Annotated in this window: 19 protein-coding genes; 7 read left to right on the plus strand and 12 right to left on the minus strand. The window is 70.6% G+C overall.

The window, feature by feature from the left end; all coding sequences use genetic code 11:
- Window positions 1-18: 18 nt before the first annotated feature.
- The 3 genes from ACNPQM_RS34045 to ACNPQM_RS34055 form a co-directional block, all read right to left on the minus strand.
- Window positions 19-228 (minus strand): hypothetical protein, encoded by a 210-nt coding sequence (locus ACNPQM_RS34045; protein WP_418087001.1) that lies wholly within the window; start codon window positions 226-228, stop codon window positions 19-21.
- A 116-nt stretch (window positions 229-344) separates the two neighbouring features.
- Window positions 345-749 carry a VOC family protein gene (locus ACNPQM_RS34050; RefSeq protein ID WP_358858621.1) on the minus strand — a complete coding sequence of 135 codons (405 nt, stop codon included), beginning with the start codon at window positions 747-749 and terminating at the stop codon, window positions 345-347.
- Window positions 750-793: 44 nt separating this feature from the next.
- A complete protein-coding gene (locus ACNPQM_RS34055) occupies window positions 794-1,618 on the minus strand; it encodes a nucleotidyltransferase domain-containing protein (RefSeq protein ID WP_418087002.1) in 825 nt (274 codons plus the stop codon).
- A gap of 86 nt (window positions 1,619-1,704) precedes the next feature.
- Between ACNPQM_RS34055 and ACNPQM_RS34060 the strand changes: the two genes are divergently transcribed.
- From ACNPQM_RS34060 to ACNPQM_RS34075, 4 genes are all read left to right on the plus strand, one after another.
- On the plus strand, window positions 1,705-3,120 hold the full coding sequence (locus tag ACNPQM_RS34060; RefSeq protein WP_418087003.1) for a phytoene desaturase family protein: 1,416 nt from the start codon (window positions 1,705-1,707) through the stop codon (window positions 3,118-3,120).
- A 176-nt stretch (window positions 3,121-3,296) separates the two neighbouring features.
- Window positions 3,297-3,833 (plus strand): O-acetyl-ADP-ribose deacetylase, encoded by a 537-nt coding sequence (locus ACNPQM_RS34065; protein ID WP_418087004.1) that lies wholly within the window; start codon window positions 3,297-3,299, stop codon window positions 3,831-3,833.
- A 49-nt stretch (window positions 3,834-3,882) separates the two neighbouring features.
- Complete coding sequence (locus ACNPQM_RS34070; RefSeq protein ID WP_418087005.1) at window positions 3,883-5,355, plus strand: AlkA N-terminal domain-containing protein; 1,473 nt, start codon at window positions 3,883-3,885, stop codon at window positions 5,353-5,355.
- Between the two features lie 12 nt (window positions 5,356-5,367).
- Entirely contained in the window at window positions 5,368-5,886 is a 519-nt protein-coding gene (locus ACNPQM_RS34075) for a methylated-DNA--[protein]-cysteine S-methyltransferase (RefSeq protein ID WP_418087006.1), read from the plus strand.
- A 124-nt stretch (window positions 5,887-6,010) separates the two neighbouring features.
- On the opposite strand, the gene ACNPQM_RS34080 is transcribed toward ACNPQM_RS34075, so the two are convergent.
- Both ACNPQM_RS34080 and ACNPQM_RS34085 read right to left on the minus strand, forming a co-directional pair.
- Window positions 6,011-8,776, minus strand: coding sequence for a SpoIIE family protein phosphatase (locus ACNPQM_RS34080; RefSeq protein ID WP_418087007.1), 2,766 nt, complete (start codon window positions 8,774-8,776; stop codon window positions 6,011-6,013).
- A gap of 203 nt (window positions 8,777-8,979) precedes the next feature.
- A complete protein-coding gene (locus ACNPQM_RS34085) occupies window positions 8,980-9,564 on the minus strand; it encodes a TMEM165/GDT1 family protein (protein ID WP_358858615.1) in 585 nt (194 codons plus the stop codon).
- Between the two features lie 349 nt (window positions 9,565-9,913).
- On the opposite strand from ACNPQM_RS34085, the gene ACNPQM_RS34090 reads away from it, so the two are divergent.
- Window positions 9,914-10,324, plus strand: coding sequence for a (2Fe-2S) ferredoxin domain-containing protein (locus ACNPQM_RS34090; protein WP_358858614.1), 411 nt, complete (start codon window positions 9,914-9,916; stop codon window positions 10,322-10,324).
- Window positions 10,325-10,650: 326 nt separating this feature from the next.
- Here ACNPQM_RS34090 and ACNPQM_RS34095 read toward each other — a convergent pair whose 3' ends face one another.
- Together ACNPQM_RS34095 and ACNPQM_RS34100 are read right to left on the minus strand one after the other, a co-directional pair.
- The gene (locus ACNPQM_RS34095; protein ID WP_418087008.1) at window positions 10,651-11,394 is read right to left on the minus strand and encodes an SIR2 family NAD-dependent protein deacylase; all 744 of its coding nucleotides are present in this window, start codon (window positions 11,392-11,394) and stop codon (window positions 10,651-10,653) included.
- A gap of 177 nt (window positions 11,395-11,571) precedes the next feature.
- Entirely contained in the window at window positions 11,572-12,066 is a 495-nt protein-coding gene (locus ACNPQM_RS34100; protein ID WP_418087009.1) for an NUDIX domain-containing protein, read from the minus strand.
- A gap of 151 nt (window positions 12,067-12,217) precedes the next feature.
- On the opposite strand from ACNPQM_RS34100, the gene ACNPQM_RS34105 reads away from it, so the two are divergent.
- Window positions 12,218-13,333: a glycerate kinase gene (locus ACNPQM_RS34105; protein ID WP_418087017.1), complete on the plus strand. Its 1,116-nt coding sequence runs from the start codon at window positions 12,218-12,220 to the stop codon at window positions 13,331-13,333.
- Between the two features lie 193 nt (window positions 13,334-13,526).
- On the opposite strand, the gene ACNPQM_RS34110 is transcribed toward ACNPQM_RS34105, so the two are convergent.
- Complete coding sequence (locus ACNPQM_RS34110; RefSeq protein ID WP_418087010.1) at window positions 13,527-13,925, minus strand: ASCH domain-containing protein; 399 nt, start codon at window positions 13,923-13,925, stop codon at window positions 13,527-13,529.
- Between the two features lie 486 nt (window positions 13,926-14,411).
- On the opposite strand from ACNPQM_RS34110, the gene ACNPQM_RS34115 reads away from it, so the two are divergent.
- Window positions 14,412-16,922, plus strand: coding sequence for a SpoIIE family protein phosphatase (locus ACNPQM_RS34115; RefSeq protein ID WP_418087011.1), 2,511 nt, complete (start codon window positions 14,412-14,414; stop codon window positions 16,920-16,922).
- A 78-nt stretch (window positions 16,923-17,000) separates the two neighbouring features.
- Here ACNPQM_RS34115 and pssA read toward each other — a convergent pair whose 3' ends face one another.
- The 4 genes from pssA to ACNPQM_RS34135 all read right to left on the minus strand — a co-directional run bounded on the left by pssA (window position 17,001) and on the right by ACNPQM_RS34135 (window position 20,406).
- Entirely contained in the window at window positions 17,001-17,855 is an 855-nt protein-coding gene (gene pssA / locus ACNPQM_RS34120; RefSeq protein ID WP_418087012.1) for a CDP-diacylglycerol--serine O-phosphatidyltransferase, read from the minus strand.
- Complete coding sequence (locus ACNPQM_RS34125; RefSeq protein WP_358858608.1) at window positions 17,842-18,489, minus strand: phosphatidylserine decarboxylase; 648 nt, start codon at window positions 18,487-18,489, stop codon at window positions 17,842-17,844. Before ACNPQM_RS34125 ends, pssA begins: the two co-directional genes overlap by 14 nt.
- Before the next feature lie 181 nt (window positions 18,490-18,670).
- The gene (locus ACNPQM_RS34130) at window positions 18,671-19,876 is read right to left on the minus strand and encodes an acyl-CoA dehydrogenase family protein (RefSeq protein WP_418087013.1); all 1,206 of its coding nucleotides are present in this window, start codon (window positions 19,874-19,876) and stop codon (window positions 18,671-18,673) included.
- 2 nt (window positions 19,877-19,878) lie between these two features.
- Entirely contained in the window at window positions 19,879-20,406 is a 528-nt protein-coding gene (locus ACNPQM_RS34135) for a MaoC family dehydratase (RefSeq protein WP_327243403.1), read from the minus strand.

The raw sequence follows: 20,406 nt of genomic DNA on the forward strand, positions 1-20,406 counted from the left end.
CTTCCCGGGCCGCCCCGGTCAGACGATGAGCGCGCGGGTCACCGCGGCGGACCGGGCCCGGGCTGCCGGGTCGTGCGCCTGCTCATGGGCGGTGGTGTCCGTGAACCGGTCGACGTACCGCCCGGAATGGGGTCCGGTGGTGCGGTCGGCATCCCGTGGCACCAGAAGATGCTGGAGACCCGGCTCACCGATGCGGGCTGGGAAGCGCTGCGGCTCGCCGACGAGCATGCGGTACGCAGCTAACGCCGGGCTCGGCGACGCGTTCACCCCGGAGGAACGCGACGCCCTGCGCGACCTGCTCGCACGCTGCGTCACCGCCATCCGGAACGACTGAGCGGCAGCGGCTACGCCACCCGGTGCAGCACCAGGCAGAACGGGTGCCCAGCCGGATCGGCATAGATCCGCCACGGCCGCTCCGCGTCCGCCTCCCCGCCCCCGCTCCCGTCGTCGAGCACGGTCGCACCCGCCGCGACGACCTCCCCCTGCGCCGCGTCCAGATCGGGCACACCGAAGTCCAAGTGGAACTGCTGGGGCCGCGCCGGGTCCGGCCACTGCGGCGGCCGGTGGTCCGCCACCCGCTGGAACGCCAGGACGAGACCGGCGTCGGTGTGCAGCGTCGACCAGTTCTCGCCGAGCGTCCACCGCCGGTCCGGCTCGTTCACCCGGCCGCCGAGGACCGACCGGTAGAACTCGGCCAGGCGTACGGGATCGGGGCAGTCGAGTACCACGCACTGAAGTTCGGCGATCATGCCGGGATCCTAGAATGAGCCCGGTCCCCGGCAGAACCCCTTTTTCACCCGAGAACCGCCCGCACATCGCGGACCACGGACGCCGCCGTCTCCACTGCGACCGAGTCCAGGCCGCGCAGCGCCCCACCGACCCGCTCGGCGAAGTCCGCCGGAGTCTGCGGCAGCAGCGCGGCCGCGGCCAGCGCCCCCTTCTCGTTCAGGCACCAGGTGCGGTGGTGGGCGTGGAGAGCCTGCGCCAGGATGCCGAATGCCCGCGACAGGCAGAGCGCGACATGGAGCGTGTCCCCGGAGTGCGCCGACTTGCGTGCCGCCGTGACGGAGAAATCCGCCTCCCATGCGGCGTCGCAGAGCGCCCTGCGCAGGGGTTCCGGATAGTCGCGCGTCTGCTGTTGAAGTACCGTCAATTCGCCGTAGGGGTCGGCCAGTACACGACCCAGGGCGACCTCGCCCGGATAGCAGGGCGACCAGAAACCCAGTGGGTGGCCGGGCTGGACGCCCACCTCGAAGCGGCCCTCGCGGCAGTCGGACCAGACGCTCTCGACCCGGTCCAGATCCCGCAGGATCCAGTCCACCGCCGTGCCGTCCACCCGCAGCCAGGCGCCGCCGTTGACCCATGGACCCCAGTCGCCCGGGCCGGCCACCTCCACCGGGGAACCCTGCGCCTGAGAGGCGAGTGCGGTGAGGGCGACCAGGTCGAGTGTCCCGCGGTAGTAGACGCCGAGATCCCAGTCGGAGTCCGTGCGATGCGTCGAGCGGGCGCGGCTGCCGCCGAGGGCGACGGCCCGGACGCCGGACACCGCGGTCAGCCGGGCCGCCATGTCGCCGACCATCGATGCGCGAACTCGTTCCTCCGCCGATCCCGTATTCATCGGTCCGGACGGTACCCGCGGTCCGGCTGTCGGCGCAGCGGAATATCCTGGAGTTTCTTGCCGTCGGCTGACGAAGGAGTCCGAACGTGCCATCGATGCTCGATGTCGTCGTCGTGGGGGCGGGCCCCAACGGACTGACCGCCGCAGCCGAACTGGCCCGCCGTGGCTTCTCCGTTGAGGTGTTCGAGGCGCAGGAGACGGTGGGGGGCGGTGCCCGTACCGAGGAGCTCACACTCTCCGGCTTCCGCCACGACCCGTGTTCGGCCGTGCACCCGCTGGGCATCGGCTCGCCCGCGTTCGCCCGGATGCCGCTCGACCGGCACGGCCTGGAGTGGCTCCAGCCCGAGCTGTCGCTCGCTCACCCCTTCCCGGACGGCTCCGCGGCCGTGCTCACCGGTTCGGTGGGGGAGAGCGCCATGTCGCTCGGACCGCAGGACGCGGGGGCATACCGCAGGCTGCTCGCCCCGTACCTCGGCCACTGGGACACGCTCGCGGAGGACTTCCTGCGCACCCCCTGGATCGGGCTGCCGCGCGATCCGTATCGCTGGGTCCGGTTCGGGCTGGACGCGATCCAGCCCGCCACGCTCCTCGCCCGCCGGTTCCGGGGCGCGAAGGCGCGCGGCCTCTTCGCCGGACTGGCCGCCCACGCCATAGCCCCCACCAGCGGCCTTGCGACCGGCGGCATCGCGCTGCTCTTCGCCGTCGCGGCCCACGAGAACGGCTGGCCGGTGCCGCGCGGCGGCTCACAGGCCATCTCCGACGCTCTCGCCTCGTACGTACGTGAACTGGGCGGCACGATCCGTACCGGCACGGAGGTCAAGCGCCTCGACGAGCTCCCGCCTGCCCGCGCGTATGTCTTCGACACCTCGCCGACCGCCCTCGCGCGGATTGCCGGACTGGGCCACGCCTACCGCGACTACAAGTACGGCGCCTCCTGCTTCAAGATCGACTATGCGCTGTCGGGCCCCGTCCCCTGGACCGCGAAGGAGGCCCGGCGGGCCGGCACGGTCCACATCGGGCCCACGGCAGGCGAGATCGACAGTGCGATGCGGGCAGCCGTGGCGGGCCGCGACCCGAGCGTGCCGTTCCTGATCACCGCACAGCCCAGCCTGGTCGATCCGTCCCGCGCGCCCGAGGGCCGTCACGTCTTCTGGGCGTACGGACATGTCCCGGCGGGCTGGGAGGGCGACGCCACCGAGGTCATCGAGAGGCAGTTGGAGCGGTTCGCCCCCGGCTTCCGTGACCTGGTGCTCGCCCGCGCTGTCGCAGGCCCTCCCCAACTCGCCGCGCGCAACGCCAATTACGTCGGCGGTGACATCGCGTGCGGTGCGTTCGCCGGTCTGCAGACGGTGATCCGGCCCAAGCTCGCCCGCGTGCCGTACGCGACGGCGCACCCGGCGGTGTTCCTGTGCTCCTCGGCCACCCCGCCCGGGCCCGGCGTGCACGGGATGTCCGGCCACCACGCGGCGAAGGCGGTGTGGCACAGGCTCCGCGCGACCTGAGGGCTTGGCGAAGAGGCTGCGGGGCAGCTGCCCGAGCACACCGCCCGGCGAACCTCGGCTGCCACCGGCGTCCTGCCCGGCCGGTCATGCGGCACACCTGGCGCCCTGCAGGTGAACGCGCGGTACGGCGCAGCTCCCGTCCCGCGGAGCGGCCCCGGGAACGGCATGATGGGAGCATGCGCACGCCCCCGCCCGTCACGGTGACCCTGGTCCGCGGCGACATCACCCTGCAGTCCGTCGACGCCATCGTCAATGCCGCGAACTCCTCGCTGCTCGGCGGCGGCGGAGTCGACGGCGCGATCCACCGGCGCGGCGGCCCGGAGATCCTCGCCGCCTGCCGCGAGCTGCGCGCCTCGCACTACGGAAAAGGGCTGCCGACCGGTCAGGCGGTAGCGACCACGGCTGGAAAGCTCGACGCCCGATGGGTGATCCATACGGTCGGGCCGGTATGGAGCAGCGCCGAGGACCGCTCCGCGCTGCTGGCCTCCTGTTACCGGGAATCACTGCGGGTGGCCGCCGAGCTGGGTGCGCGGACCGTGGCCTTCCCCGCGATCTCGACCGGCATCTACGGCTGGCCCCTGGACGACGGCGCGCGGATCGCCGTCCGCACGGTCCTGGCGGAGGCGGGAGCTCCGGTGGAGGAGGTGCGATTCGTTCTGTTCGACGCACATGCGTACAAGGAGTTCGAAGAGGCCCTGGCAGCGGAAGGCTGATGTCGGATTTCCGCCAGCCCGGCGCTGTCGGGTGGCTCATGCTTGAGCCATGTACACCGACACCGAGCGCTGCGTACGGGCCGTCCAGTCCAAGGACGCCCGCTTCGACGGCTGGTTCTTCACGGCGGTCCTGACCACCAGGATCTACTGCCGTCCGAGCTGCCCCGTCGTGCCGCCCAAGGTCGAGAACATGACCTTCTATCCCAGTGCCGCCGCCTGCCAGCAGGCCGGGTTCCGGGCGTGCAAACGGTGCCGGCCCGACACCAGTCCCGGCTCCCCGGAGTGGAACGCCCGCGCCGACTCCGTCGCCCGTGCGATGCGGCTCATCGGGGACGGGGTCGTCGACCGCGAGGGCGTGCCGGGGCTGGCCGCCCGGCTCGGCTACTCCGCCCGGCAGATCGAGCGGCAGCTGCTCGCCGAGCTGGGTGCCGGTCCGCTCGCCCTGGCCCGCGCCCAGCGCGCCCAGACCGCCCGGCTGCTCATCGAGACGACCGAACTCCCCATGGCCGACGTGGCGTTCGCGGCCGGCTTCTCGTCCGTCCGTACCTTCAACGACACCGTCCGTGAGGTCTTCGCGCTCGCGCCGAGCGAGCTGCGCACCCGCGCCGCCCGGTCCGCGAAACCGCGGGCGACGCCGGGAGTGATCACGCTTCGGCTGCCGTACCGGGCCCCGCTCAATCCCTCCAACCTCTTCGGCCATCTCGCCGCGACCGCGGTCCCCGGCGTCGAGGAGTGGCGCGACGGCGCCTACCGCCGGACGCTCGCCCTCCCGTACGGGCACGGCATCGTCGCCCTCACCCCGCGCCCCGACCACATCGCGTGCCGGCTCTCGCTCACCGACCCGCGCGATCTCACCCTCGCCATCAGCCGCTGCCGCTGGCTGCTCGACCTGGACGCCGACCCGGTGGCCGTCGACGATCAGCTGCGGGCCGATCCGCTGCTCGCCCCGCTGGTCGACAAGGCTCCGGGGCGGCGGGTGCCGCGTACCGTCGACGGGGCGGAGTTCGCCGTACGGGCGGTGCTCGGCCAGCAGGTCTCGACCGCTGCCGCGCGTACCCACGCGGCCCGCCTGGTCACCGCCCACGGCGTCCCCGTCGACGACCCCGAGGGCGGTCTCACCCACCTCTTCCCCACCCCGGAAGCGCTCGCCGGCCTCGACCCCGAGCAGCTCGCGCTGCCGCGCAGCCGTCGCACCACCCTCACGACCCTCGTCGGCGCTCTTGTCGACGGCTCCCTGCAACTCGGCACCGACACCGACTGGGAGAAGTCCCGGGCCGAACTCATCACCCTGCCAGGTTTCGGCCCCTGGACCGTCGAGGTCATCGCGATGCGAGCGCTCGGCGACCCGGACGCCTTCCTCCCCACCGACCTCGGCATCCGGCGGGCGGCGGAGGAACTCGGTCTCCCGTCGACCCCCGCAGCCCTGACCGCGCGCGCGGCGGCCTGGCGTCCCTGGCGGGCGTACGCGGTCCAGTATCTTTGGACCGTCGACGATCACCCCATCAATCACCTTCCTGTATAAGGGAGTTCACTCATGACTGCGACACTCGCCGCGACCCGGCAGCACACGGTCGTCGACAGCCCGTATGGTCCATTGACCCTCGTCGCCACCGACGGCGTCCTCTCGGGCCTCTATATGACCGGGCAGCGGCACCGCCCACCCGAGGAAACATTCGGCGAGCCCGACCCGCGCCCCTTCACGGAGACGATCTGCCAGCTGGACGCCTACTTCGCGGGCGAACTGCGGGAGTTCGACCTGCCCCTGCACCTGGACGGCACCCCGTTCCAGCGCAGCGTCTGGGAACAGCTCCGGTTGATTCCGTACGGCGAGACACGCTCGTACGGGGAACTCGCCGAAAACCTGGGCAAGCCGGGTGCTTCCCGTGCTGTGGGCCTCGCCAACGGCAAGAACCCGATCGGGATCATCGTCCCATGCCACCGGGTCATCGGAGCGTCGGGCAGCCTCACCGGCTACGGCGGCGGACTCGACCGCAAGCAGCGGCTGCTGGCCTTCGAGAACGGCACGGAGGGCGACACACCGGCGCTCTTCTAGGGCGTGTTTCGGCAGTGGCGTCGTGCGCCCGTAGGGCGGGCCAGGCGTCGCCTGGCAGGCGGGATCAGGGCCGTCGGCGCAGGCCACCCACTCAATATCTACTCTCCGGTTCAACAAACCACAGCTAGAAAGACATGGCGTCGAACGGCCCGGGCCTCGTGGTGAGGGCCTGTTCCGTCCAGATGACCTTGCCCCGTTCCGTGTACCTGGTCCCCCAGCGTTCGGCGAGCTGGGCGACGAGGTACAGCCCGCGGCCGCCCTCGTCGGTGGTGGCTGCGTAGCGGAGGTGGGGCGCGGTGCTGCTGCCGTCGGAGACCTCGCAGACGAGGGTGCGGTCGCGGAGCAGGCGGACGTGGATGGGCTCGGTGCCATGGCGGACGGCGTTGGTGATCAGCTCGCTGAGGATGAGTTCCGTGGTGAAGGAGAGCGACTCCAGGCCCCAGGCCGTGAGTTGTCCGACGCACGCCGAGCGGACGCGGGAGACGGCGGCGGGGTCGCGGGGCACGTCCCAGGTGGCCACCTGGTCAGGGGCGAACAGGTGCGTGCGCGCGACGAGAAGCGCGACATCGTCGCTCGGGTTCGGTTGCACCATCGCATCGAAGACGGTCGTGCAGATCTCCTCCGGGGACCTGTTGGTGCGGGCCCTGGACAGGCAGCCGTGCAGCCGGGTGAGCCCGTCCTCCAGGTCGCGGTGCCGGTTCTCGACCAGCCCGTCCGTGTAGAGCACGAGCCGGGATCCCGCCTCCAGCCGCAGCTGGGCCGTCTCGAAGGGCAGGGTTCCCACGCCGAGGGGCGGACCCGCGGGCAGGTCGACGAACTCGACACCACCGTCGGGCCGTACGAGCGCAGGGAGGGGGTGACCCGCCCGCGCCATGGTGCAGCGTCCGGACACCGGATCGTAGATGGCGTACAGGCAAGTGGCGCCCGTGATCCGGCCGCCATCGCCCTCTTCCCCCTCCACGGCCGCCTCGTCCTGATCGATGCGGGCCACCAGCTCGTCGACGTGGGCGATCAGCTCGTCGGGGGGCAGGTCGAGGGTGGAGAAGTTGTGGACCGCCGTGCGCAGCCTGCCCATGGTGGCCGCGGCGTGCAGGCCGTGGCCGACGACGTCGCCGACGACCAGCGCTACACGGAATCCCGGCAGCGGGATGACGTCGAACCAGTCCCCGCCGACGCCATGGTGCGCCGGGCGGTAGCGGTACGCCAGGTCCAGGGCACTCTGCTCGGGGACGCCGCGGGGCAGCAGGCTGCGTTGCAGCGTCTCGGCCATGGTGTGCTCACGGGTGAAGCGGCGGGCGTTGTCGACGGCGATCGCCGCGCGGGCGACCAGCTCGTCGGCGAAGGAGACGTCGTCGTCCCCGAACGGTTCGGAATCCCCGAAGCGCCAGAAGTTGACCATGCCCAGGACCAGGCCGCGAGCCTGGAGCGGCGCGGAGATCAGCGAGTGGATCCCGTACGACAGGATGGCGTCGGAGCTCTCGGGGTCGCTCGACCGCCATGCGTGCGCCTGGCTCAGATCGGCGGCGAGTACGGCGCGGCCGGTGTCCAGGCTGAGGCCCTCCGGTGTCGCGGAGGCGAAGCTCATCGTCGACCCGACGGGGTAGAGCGGGTGGTCGTCCCTGATGCCGCTCGCCGCCGTGCGGCGGATCTGCAGGCCCGGCGCCGTGCCCGTGCCCAAGGGCGGTTCGTCGCCCCGCAGGACGGGATCGGCCAGCTCGACCGTGGCGAAGTCCGCGAACCGTGGCACCGCTACGTCCGCCAGCTCCTGCGCGGTCCGCACCACGTTCAGCGTGGTCCCGACCCGCATTCCCGCGTCGTAGAGCAGTTGCAGGCGGGAGCGGGCCAGCTCGGCCTGTCCGGCCAGGCGCCTCAGCTCGGTGGTGTCGCGCAGCGTCGCGACACTGCCGGGCTGTCCGCCGTAGGGCTCCGTCGGGCGGTTGTTGACGGCGAGCAGGCGGTCTCCGGCCAGGTGCACCTCGTCGGTGACGACGCGCCCGGACGCCAGCAGCCCGGCCAGCTTCGGATCAAGCCCGAGGTCCTGGACCGGCCGACCCTCGGGCTCGGGGGGCAGATCCAGCAGGCGCCGGGCCTCGTCGTTGGCCAGGATCAGCCGGTCGTCCCCGCCGACGATCAGCACGCCCTCGCGGGCCGCGTGCAGCACCGCGTGGTGGTGCTCGTACATCCGGGTCATCTCGGAGGGCCCCAGGCCATGCGTCTGGCGGCGCAGCCGCCGCCTCGCCAGGGCCGCGCCGGCCATGCCGAGGGCCAGCGCGACAGCGGTGCCGCCTAGGAGCACCGGCAACTGGCGGTTCACGACACCGGTCACGTGCTCGGCCGTGATGCCTACCGACACAAACCCGGCGACCGAGCCATCGGGCCTCTTGATGGGCGCGGTCGTGTCGACGGTGAGGCCCAGGGGCGAGGCAGTGGTGACGGTGCTCGGCCCCTTCCGGGCGTACTCGTACGGGCCGAGGACGTGTTTCCCGATCAGCTGGGGATTGGGATGGGTATAGCGGATGCCCCGGGAGTTGTAGATGACGACGTAGTCGAGGCCGGCGCTCTTCCGGGTCTGTTCGGCGAGCGGCTGCAGAATCGCGCTCGGATGAGCGCTCTCGAGGGCCTGCACCACCCCCGGGGACTGCGACACCGCGATGGCGGCGGCGGCCGTGCGGTGTTCCGCGTCGATCTTGCTGTAGTGCTGGGCTTGCAGGACGAGCGCCGCCAGCGCCGCGACGACGAGCAGCACCACGGCTGCCAGCAGCCAGAGGAAAGTCTGCCCGGCGAGGCTGCGCCCCCTCGGCCAGGAACGCAGGCGGCGCGCCCAGGAATGGTGTTCCGCCGGTCCGCCAAGGTCCCTGCCGCCAACAGTGCGACCACGATCTTCGTGCATCCGGGCCGTCCCCGTGCGTGTGGGTCTGTGCCTCCCATCCCACGCTGCCACTGCGCCGGGAGATACGCACGGGAGGGAATCGGGGGACGACGGGTACGCGGACCAGGGACGCCCAGTACTAGGGCGTGCTCCGGACACGCCGAAGCCCGGCGGACGCACGGGGCGGCCGTCGGGCTTCGTGGTGGCTGCGTCGTGGACCCGGCTCAGGCCATGAATATCTCGACGACCGACCAGATCGCGAGCCCCAGCATGCAGAGGCCACCGATGCGCTGCACCGTCTTGAGCGGCACCCGCTTGGCGATGAAGCGCCCGGCGACCAGCGCCAGCGCCGAGACGGACATCAGAGCGGCCGCGGACCCGATGGCCGTGGACCAGGTGCCGTTGCTGGCGGCCAGGTTGGCGGTGGTGATCTGGGTGAGGTCCCCCCATTCGCTGATGAACACCGCCATGAACGCGGTCGAGTAGACCGGCCAGAAGCCGGTCACGGTCCTGGTGTCGCTCTCCTCGTCGCCGTCGTCGCCCCCGTTGCGCAGCAGCATGAACGCGCCGAACCCGAAGAGGGCGGCCGAGACGAGCTTGACGATCCAGTCGGGCAGCAGCCCGATCAGACCGCCCGCGCCGACGGCGATCGCGACATGCACGAGGAACGCGGAGGAGGTGCCGAACCAGACGTAGAGCGGCCGCATGCGCGTGCCCATGGCCAGCGACGCGAACATGGTCTTGTCGGGGAGTTCCGCGAGGAAGATCAGCCCGAAGGCGGTGACGATCGCCAGGGGGTCGAGATGCATTCCGGGTGGCTTTCTGTGAGAGCCGGGCCCGGGCCTTTCCGCGAAGCGCCACTCGGGCTTTTCGGAGGACCACTCGGCCCGGCATGACCGCAGCACCCACAGGCTGTGGGCGTGTCATACCTGACCGAAGGTCTCGCCCGCCCGTAATGATCTACGAGCCCGGCCACCGGGAACCCGGAGGTTCCAGTGTGTCGACGACCGGTTTGCGGGGCTACTCCCCTTCGCAGCCACCCACCTTACCTCACTGATTCACCCGGCCGCCGAGAGAAGGGTGCAGGTGTTCGATTGTGGAGAGTGCTCGATAGGGTCCCACGGTGATCATCCGCGCCGCCACCTGGAGCGTTCCCGCATGAGCCGCCGCACGCGCAAGGCCGCCACACCCGCCCAGGGCACGCCCCGCCCCACCATCAGCGTCTGCCGCGGCTGCTGCTGCGGTACGCCGAAGATCCCGGACGTGGACCATGCCGGACAGCTCGCCACACTGCGCCGGTCACTCGGCGAGGTCGCCACGGTGCGGGCCGTCGAATGTCTGGACGCGTGCGAGCAGGCCAATGTGATGGTCGTGCAGCCGTCGGCCGAGGGCAGGCGGGCGGGTGGCCGCCCGGTCTGGCTCGGGCTGGTCAACGACCCGGATGCCGTCGCCGACATCGTCACCTGGGTCGAGGCGGGCGGCCCCGGCCTCGCGGACGCCCCCGACATTCTCGACCTCTACACGTTCCGGCCCTCGCGCCGCATCGCGCAGGAACTGGACACGCCCTAAGGGCTGTCCTGTCATCCCTGGTGGATCAGCGCGCGGCGTCAGATGCGGTGCATCGCAAGGCGGAGGCGCGTCCTCATACTGGGTGTATTCGGGCGTTCCGACAACGCGGCGAGGTGCCGCAGCCGCCGTCGCGCGCCCGTCAGGGATTACGGGACAGCCCTTAGAGCCTGTCGGGTGACCTCTGATCGGGCGGCCACGCCCTGGCACGCACGCTTCCGGCGTTGCCGAAATGGCCTAGTAGCTCCGCTACGAGGCCATCCCGGCGCCTTGGAATCGCACGCACCATGCCGCGTCCGCTCTCCGATCGAAGGTCACCCGACAGGCTCTTAGCCGCCGGTCCCCTTGGCTGCCTCGGCGGACAGCCGCGCGAGCAGCGACGGCAGCGCGGTCCCGATGGGCTCGCGGATCGTCTCCTGCGCCAGTTCGTCGTACGGCGTCGGCTCGGCGTTCACCACGATCAGCCGCGCCCCGTGCTCCGCCGCGATCCCGGCCAGTGACGCGGCGGGCTGTACCTGCAGCGTCGTACCGACCGCGATGAACACGTCGCACGCCTTCGCGATCGACATCGCCTCGCTCAGCACCACAGGGTCGAGCCGCTCACCGAACATGACGGTCGCCGACTTCAGGATGCCGCCGCAGACCGTGCACGCCGGGTCCTCCTCACCCGCCTCCACTCGGGTCAGCGCCGCCGCCATCGGCGAGCGGGCATGGCAGCGGGTGCAGACCACCTGACGCGCGGTGCCGTGCAGTTCGAGTACTTTGCGGGCGGAGAGGCCGGCCAGCTGATGCAGCCCGTCGACGTTCTGCGTGATCACCCGCACGGGGACCCCGGACCGCTCCAGGTCCGCCACGGCACGGTGGGCGGCGTTCGGCTCGGCGTGCCAGGTCGCGCTGGTGCGGCGCATCTGCCAGGAGCGGCGGCGGATCTCCGGATCGGCCATGTAGAAGTCGTACGTGACGAGCTTCTCGGCCTCCGGGTCCTTCCGCCAGAGCCCGTTCGGCCCGCGGTAGTCGGGGATGCCGGAATCCGTGGAGATTCCGGCGCCGCTGAGGATCGCGACGAGAGTCATACGGCGAGCGTACGCAGCGGCGGCTGCCGCCCGCGAGGTGATATCGGCCGGTGCCGGGTCCTGTCGTCACATTGCTGTCCGCCGGCGACGGCGGCAGTGCGTACCCCGCGTGCGGCGCCGGTCGCCGGACCCGGGAACGACGCCGATACGGGAGGAATGACCGTGAGCCGGGAGTTCTCAGGAGGCGGTGGGCCTGCCGTCCTCCAGCTCCACGGCGCCCGCTCCGGAGTCGAGCACCTCCAGCGCCGCCCGGACCCGGTGTCCGAGGGGACCGGGCAGATACCGGTCGAGTGCGCCGCGTTCCACCAGCTTCCAGGAGAGGAGTTCCTCCTCCTGCAGCCGGATCGCCGTCAACTGCGCCTTGTCCAGGACCCCGCCGTCGTACAGGTAGGCGGCGATCGGAGGACGCTCGGGGCTGCGTGCCCAGTCGATCGCCAACAGCCGTCCCGGCTCCAGATCGAGGCCGATCTCCTCGACCGTTTCGCGGCGTGCGGCCTGCCGCGGGGTCTCGCCCTCGTCGGACTCGATCGTTCCACCGGGCAGGGCCCAGCCGTCCCGGTAGTTCGGCTCGACGAGCAGCACTCGTCCTTCCCCGTCCCGGAAGACGGTTGCCGCGGCGGCCAGCACCTTCGGCAGTCCTGCGATGTACGTGGCGTAGTCAGTGGTGGTCACGTGCGCAGCGTAGTGGGGGCCGGCACGTCCGCCGTTTTGCAGGTCCAGGGCCTGGACACCCATGGGCAGAGGGCGGGTGCTCCGGATAGGGTCGGGGCGGCGCGACTGCCTGTTCGAAAGCAAGGGATGCAAGGTGACGGACGGAGCAGTGATGGAGACCGCCCGAGTGCTCGTCGCGGCGGACAAGTTCAAGGGATCGCTCACGGCGGTACAGGTCGCGGAGCGGGTGACGGCCGGGCTGCGGCGCGTCGTACCCCAGGTGCAGGTCGAGACCCTGCCCGTGGCGGACGGCGGTGACGGCACGGTGGCGGCGGCGGTGGCCGCCGGATTCGAGCGGCGCGAGGCGCAGGTGACCGGGCCGCGCGGGGAGACCGTGACCGCGGCGTACGCCCTGCGGGGCACGACCGCGGTGGTGGAGATGGCCGAGGCCTCCGGCCTCCAGCACCTTCCGGCAGGGGTGTTCGCCCCTCTGACGGCCACGACGTACGGCTCCGGCGAGCTGCTGGCCGCGGCGCTGGACGCGGGCGCCCGGACCATTGTGTTCGGGGTCGGCGGCAGTGCCACCACGGACGGCGGCGCGGGCATGCTCGCCGCACTCGGTGCCCGTTTCCTCGACGCGGACGGCAAGCCCGTCGGCCCCGGGGGCGGTGGCCTCGCGGAGCTGGCCGAGGTGGATCTGACCGGCCTCGACCCGCGGCTGGCCGACGTGGACCTGATCCTCGCCAGCGACGTGGACAACCCGCTGACCGGCCCGAAGGGCGCCCCGGAGGTCTACGGGCGGCAGAAGGGCGCGACCGAGGACGACATTGCGACCCTCGACGCGGCACTCACCCACTACGCGTCCGTCCTCGGCCCGGACCACGCGAAACTGCCCGGGGCGGGTGCGGCAGGCGGCATCGGTTACGGGGCGCTCGTCGCTCTCGGCGCCAGGTTCCGCCCCGGCATCGAGGTCATGCTCGACGTCCTCGGCTTCGCCCCGGCGCTGGCCCGCGCCACGCTGGTGATCACGGGGGAGGGCTCTCTCGACGAGCAGACCCTGCACGGCAAGGCTCCGGCGGGCGTCGCGACGGCGGCCCGCGCGGCGGGCCTGGAGGTGGTGGCGGTCTGCGGCCGTCTCGCGCTGCCCCCGGAGGAACTGGGACGTGCGGGCATCCGGCGCGCGTACGCCCTCACCGACCTGGAGCCGGACCCCGCCGTGTGCATGGCGCAGGCGGGGCCACTGCTGGAGCGGGTGGCGGAGGGGATCGCGCGCGACTTCCTGTCGTGAGCGAACGTGCTGAGCTGATCGGGCGGGGCGACGCGGGGGCGGGACGACGTGGACCCGTTCCGGGTCCGGAACGGGTCCGTTCCGGTTCCCCCGCCACCCCGTCGCTCTCCGCACCCCTCTCCGAATGGCTCGGACGACGGGACATGGCTCGACCGCGGACATGGGGAGGGCGTCACAGGCGTGGACCGGCCGATCAGCCGCCTTCCGCCACCCGGAAGGCCAGACAGACGACAACGGTGTGATCATCGACCGGAGTGCCCGCACGGTCCCAGAAGCGGCGGTGCACATCGCACCAGGCCTCAAGAGAGGCGTCGCCTTCGCCCTCGGCCCTGGCATGTTCCCAGGTGACATCGCCGAAGGGCTTCACCTCCACGCCGGTGAACTCCAGGGTGGCGACATACCGGCCCTCGTTGTCCAGGAGAGCCTGCCGCTCACCGACGTACTCCAGGCCCTCGGTCTCTTCGGCGTACTCGTCGAGCAGACAGGTCGTGGCGGTCTTGGTACCCGTCAGAACCAAGGCATTGAGCTCGTCCCGCATGTCACCGGGGAAGCCAAGTTCCAGCGCGCGCATACCGTTGACTCGCGGCCACATCCGCCTGTCACCCCCACTCGTCGCAGCCCGTCGGTCGACAGGCGGCATACGCGTGATCATATGAGTCGTCGGCTGATCGTCGACTCCAACCAGGCACCCTTCCTGGTCGCCATGACGGTGGCCACCCTGTTCCACCTGGACCCGACGCACAACGTCTGCGGCGCCTGACCGACACTCCCGGACTGGACCGCCTGGCGGGCCCGGCGGGCCTCGATCTCGGCGGGGCGTCCCTCGCCGAGAGCGCCCTGTCCATCCTCAGCGAGCTTGTCGCGGTGGACAACGGGCGCGGCGGGCGCCGTCTGCGCGACGGCAGCCTGCCCGTCCGGGCAGTCAGGGCCGCAGCGCACGGTATCCGGGTGCGATGAGGCCGATCGGCGCCGGCCGCCGGACCGGTGCCCCGTCCGTCCGGCGGCCCATGCCTCGCGCATCCTTCCCGCCAGGGGCACCGAGGTGCGCCGCCGCCCGGCCGGGGCGCATCCTGGCTGTGTGACCTCGTACGGCCTGCCCCCGTACCCTCCGCCCGAGACAGCGGTGGTGCCGGGAAGGGTGAGCGGCGGCGGGGTGCCGGACGAATTGTCCCTGGTGCTCGCGCAGGCCGCAGTGAGCGCGATCGAGTCCGCTGGTGGGTACGCCGGCGGCATGTTTCTGCGCTCCCATGACCCCGATCTGCTGCGTCTCTCGGTGCTTGCCGGGCTGCCGACCCAGCTGTTCCGCCCCTGGTGGCGCATGCATGTGAACCGGCCCTTCCCCGTGGCCGAGGCGTACCGCTCGGGGAAGCCCGTCCACCTCGCTGACGTCGACGAGGGCATGCGCCGGTTCCCGCAGCTGATGGCCGGCATGCCGTTCCCGTTCGGTTCGCTGTACGTGCCCGTCCTGGGCGGGCAGGAGAAGTTCGGCGTCCTCGTGGTGCTGCGCCCGGCCACCCCCGGCGAACCCGTCTCGGACGCCGACCGGCGCGAGCTCCGCGACATCGCCCATCGGCTCGGCGCGGAGCTCGCCGGACTGGTGGCCGGAGGCACCAAGGTCGTATGGGACAGCGAGCCGGTCCCCGTGCAGCTGCCCTCCGTCGCCGTGCCACCGGTACGGATCGGGCACTTCGACTGGGACCTCGAAACCGGTACCGTCGACGCCGACGCGGAGCTGTGCAGGATCCTCGGCACCGAGTCCGCGCGGTTCCCGGGCACCATCGACGCCCTGATGGCACTGCTGGCACCGGAGGATGTGTACGGACTGTGGACCCTGGCCCGCCGGGCGGCGAGCGCGGGCGGGCCGCTCGTCCGCAGGATGCGGTTGCGCGGCCCCGACGGCCGGACCAACCTGCTGGAACTCTCCAGCCGCTGGGCCCAGCCACCGCGTAGCAGCGCAGCCGGGACGCTGACCGGATTCCTGGTGGACCTCGGGGCCGGACCGGTCATTGCCGAGGCCGCCGACCGGCTCCCGCACGGCATCTTCTCGCTCGACCGGCTCGGACGGATCATGTACGTCAACCAACTGGCGGAGGAGCTGCTCGGCCGGCAGCGGGCCGAGCTGGTCGGAAGCCTCCTGTGGGACGCCCTGCCGTGGTTCGGGCGTCCCGCCTATGAGGACCACCACCGGGCCGCACTGCTGTCCCACGAACCCGTGCACTTTCTCGCGCGCCGCACTGAGCGGGACTGGCTGGCGGTGTCCCTGTATCCGGGCCACGACGGCGTCACCGCCACACTTTCCGCCACGGAACAGCCCTCCTTCCCGCCGGGCGACTCCGTCGCATGGGGCAAGGGCCTGGATTCCCCGACGGAGTTCGCGGCAGGGGTGTACCGTCCCGTCGCCCTCGCGATCGCGCTGACGGAGGCCGTCACCGCCCGCCAGGTGTCCGCGGTGGTCACCCAGGAGCTGCTCCCCGCGTTCGGCGGCAGGCAGCTGGCGATCTACCTCCTGCGTGAACGCCACCTCTACCTGGCCTGGGAGACCGGCTTCCCGCACGGCTTCCTGAACCGCTTCGACGGCGTCGCGCTCGACGCCCATCTGCCCGGCGTCGAGGCGCTCACCTCCGGCCGCCCCATCTACTTCGAATCCATGCAGCGCCTGGCCTCCGCCTACCCCGGCATTCCCCTGGGCTCGAGCGTCGGCGCCAGCGCCTTCCTGCCGCTCATCGCCTCCGGGCGGCCCGTCGGCTCCTGCATCCTCGGCTTCGACCAGCCACGCGGCTTCAGCCCTGAGGAACGCACGGTTCTCACCGCGCTCGCCGGACTCATCGCCCATGCCCTCAGTCGAGCCCAGCGGTACGACACCGAGTCCGCCGTGGCCCGCGGCCTGCAGAACGCCCTGCTGCCGCAACGGCTGCCCGTACTCGACCAGGTCGACACCGCGGGGCGGTACCTCCCCGGCACCCAGGGCATGGACATCGGCGGCGACTGGTACGACGTCATCGAGACCGGCCGGGGGCTGGCCCTGGTCATCGGGGACGTCCAGGGGCACGGTGTCGCCGCCGCGGCGACGATGGGCCAGCTGCGCAGCGCCGTACGCGCCTTCGCGCTCAGCGGGCACGACCCGCAGGAAGTGATGTGCGGCACCAACCGCCTGCTCATCGACCTCGACCCGGGCCAGATCGCCAGCTGCTGCTACATCGTCCTCGACCCCGCCACCGGTCGGACGCAACTCGTCCGGGCCGGGCACCCGCAACCCCTGTTGCGCCACCCGGACGGCACGACCGAGGTCCTGGAACTCCCCGGCGGGGTGGTGCTCGGTGTCACCCCCGACACCACCTACCCCGTCAGCAGCCTGCGGCTGCCCCCGGGCGCCATCCTGGCGCTGTACACCGACGGACTGGTCGAGCAGGTGGGGGCCGATATCGACGACGGAATCGAGCGGTTGCGCGGCATCATCGAGGCAGCCGACGTTCCGTCCCTCGCGGGCCTGGCGGACCTGGTGATCAGAGAGGCGAGACGGGAGCCCGACCGCCCCGACGACATCGCCGTCCTGCTCGCTGCCCGCTGGGTCGGCGCGTGGGACGCGTAGCGGGTCCCCGGCCGGACATGCGCGAGGGCCCGGGTGCTGAGGAAGCACCCGGGCCCTCGTATGGCCTGTTCTGTATCGCTAGGGCAGCTGAGCCGCCCGGGCCTCGCGCCGATTGCCGCGGAAGGAGTTCACCCGCCGCGCCGTCGCGAAGAGCGGGATGACCGCTCCCAGGACCACCTGCAGCGCACAGCCGGTCTGCAGGAGCAGACGACCGCTGGGGGCATCGAACGCCCATGCCGCGAGCAGACCCATCGCGGAAACGATCCAGCTGAGCATCGCCACCGCGAGGACTCCCCGCGGCTTCGGGTACTCGACCCGGCTGACCATCAGCCACGCCACTCCGATGATCGCGATGAGCGTCGGCACGAAGGGCAGCTCGAGGAGCACGATCGAGACGACCGTGAGCGCTCCGAAGGGGCTCGGCATGCCCTGGAACATGCCGTCCTTCATGGTCACGCAGGAGAATCTGGCCAGTCTCAGCACCACGGCCAGCAGGACGACGATCGCCGCGAGCGCCGACACCCGCTGGTAGGCGTCGTCCGCGACCATGCCGTAGACGAGCACGAAGTACGCCGGGGCCAGTCCGAAGCTGATCAGGTCCGAGAGGTTGTCCAGCTCCGCGCCCATCGGCGAGGAGCGGAGCTTGCGCGCCACCAGCCCGTCGAAGAGGTCGAAGACCGCGGCGAGGAGCATCAGGATCACGGCGGTGGCCGCGGAGTGCCGGGCCATGCCACTCTCGTCGCTGCCCGTGAGGTGCGGGATGAGGATTCCCGTGGTGGTGAAGTACACCGCCATGAAACCGCACGTGGCGTTACCGAGGGTAAGGGTGTCCGCTATTGACAGCCGCAGTGAGAGCGGCATGTCCTCGACGTCGTCCTCGCACTCGCTCTCGGGCACCCAGCCGGCTTGTGTGTCGGGATCAATCACGGTCAATTCGAGTCACCCCCGCGGTGGTGGCCTGGCCGACCTCGACCGCGACCTCGACGCCCTCCGGCAGGTAGATGTCGACCCGGGAGCCGAAGCGGATCAGACCGATGCGCTCGCCCTGCTCGACCTTCGTGCCCTGCGGGAGGTACGGGACGATGCGACGGGCGACCGCACCCGCGATCTGCACCATCTCGATGTCGCCGAGCTCTGTGTCGAAGTGCCAGACAACGCGCTCGTTGTTCTCGCTCTCCTTGTTGAACGCCGGAACGAACCCGCCGGGGATGTGCTCGACCGACGTCACGGTGCCGGCCAGCGGCGCACGGTTGACATGGACGTTCAGCGGGCTCATGAAGATCGCGACGCGGGTGCGTCCGTCCTTCCACGGCATGATGCTCTGCACCACACCGTCGGCCGGAGAGATGACCCGGCCCTGGGTGATCTCGCGCTCGGGGTCGCGGAAGAACCACAGCATGCCCGCCGCCAAGGCGGTGGTGGGCACGGCCACCGCGGCCCAGCGTCCGGACTTGCGGGCCCGGGCGATGCTGAGGGCCGCGGTGGCAACGGTCGGGAGGAGCCACGGCGAAGCTCCGCGCGCAAGGCGGACTCCGCCGCGTGGTGCAGAGGTTTGGCTGTCGGGCATGGATGACCTTCGTAGCGGATGAGGCCGCGCTGGCAACGGGGGACGGCGGCTTTTCCGGCGATGTTATCGGTTGCGGGCCGCAACTGGGCAAGCCAGCAGCCGAGTCGGACGGCTTGAAGGCACCGGCAAAGGTTGACAGGGTGTGATCTTCTTCGCGGCCAAATCGCCTCGAAGGGGACAATCATCCCTGGAATCGGTACTCCTCGAGCAGTCGGCGCCCGATGATCATTTTCTGGATCTCGGCGGTACCTTCACCGATCAGCAGCATCGGAGCCTCCCGGTAGAGGCGCTCGATCTCGTACTCCTTGGAGAAGCCGTAGCCGCCGTGGATGCGGAAGGCGTCCTCGACGACTTCCTTGCAGTACTCGGAGGCAAGGTACTTCGCCATCCCGGCCTCCAGGTCGTTTCGTTCCCCGGAGTCCTTTTTGCGTGCTGCATTGACCATCATCGCGTGGGCGGCTTCGACTTTGGTGGCCATTTCGGCCAGCTTGAACTGGATGGCCTGGTGCTGGGCGATCGGCTTTCCGAAGGTATGGCGTTGCTGAGCGTAGGAAACGCCCAGTTCGAATGCACGCTGCGCGACGCCGCAACCACGCGCGGCCACATTTACCCGGCCGACTTCGACGCCGTCCATCATTTGGTAAAAACCGCGGCCGGTGGTGCCGCCGAGTACACGATCGGCCGGAATGGGAAGTCCGTCCATGATGAGTTCGGTCGTGTCGACGCCCTTGTAGCCCATCTTGTCGATCTTTCCGGGGATGGTGAGCCCCGGCCGGACCTCGCCGAAGCCCGGTTCCTTCTCCACCAGGAAGGTCGTCATCGACTTGTGCGGGGCCGTGCCCTCGGGGTGGCCTTCGTCACTCCGGCACAGTACGGCGACGAGCGAGGACGTGCCGCCGTTCGTCAGCCACATCTTCTGGCCGTTCAGGACGTACCCGTCGCCGTCCCTGACGCCCTTGGAGGTGATCGCGGAGACGTCGGAGCCCAGGGCCGGCTCGGACATCGAGAACGCGCCCCGGACCTCGCCCAGCGCCATGCGGGGCAGGAACGTGTCCTTCTGCTCCTGGGTACCGTGCTGCTTGAGCATGTACGCCACGATGAAGTGGGTGTTGATGATTCCCGACACACTCATCCAGCCGCGGGCGATTTCCTCCACGCAGAGCGCGTATGTGAGAAGCGACTCACCCAGACCCCCGTACTCCTCGGGAATCATCAGCCCGAACAGACCGAGTTCCTTGAGCCCCTCGACGATCTCCGTCGGGTACTCGTCGCGGTGCTCCAGTCGGGTTGCGACAGGAATGATCTCCTTGTCGACGAAATCCCGGACCGTGGAGAGAATTTCCTGCTGGATGTCGGTCAGGCCGGCGGTCTGGGCGAGTCGCGTCATGGCTACTTCTCCACGTTCTTCTGCGAAGGCTGGTTCAGCTCCGGGCGGCCGGGCTGCTCGCCGCCACGCTCCTTGATGTACGTCTCGGTGGGGACCATCACCTTGCGGCGGAACACGCAGACGAGTGTCCCGTCCTGCTTGTAGCCCTTGGTCTCCACGTGAACGATTCCGCGGTCACTCTTGGACTTCGACGGAGTCTTGTCGAGGACGGTCGTCTCGCCGTAGATCGTGTCGCCGTGGAAGGTCGGCGCGACATGCTTCAGCGACTCGACCTCCAGATTGGCGATCGCCTTCCCGGAGACGTCCGGCACGGACATGCCGAGCAGCAACGAGTAGATATAGTTGCCGACTACAACGTTCTTGCCGAAATCGGTCGTCTTCTCCGCGTAGTTGCTGTCCATGTGCAGCGGGTGATGATTCATGGTCAGTAGGCAGAAAAGATGGTCGTCGTACTCGGTGACCGTCTTTCCGGGCCAGTGCTTGTACACCGCACCGACCTCGAATTCCTCATAGGTACGTCCGAACTGCAT

Origin of the sequence: Streptomyces sp. NPDC056231 (assembly GCF_048270745.1) — a bacterium.
Taxonomy (GTDB): domain Bacteria; phylum Actinomycetota; class Actinomycetes; order Streptomycetales; family Streptomycetaceae; genus Streptomyces.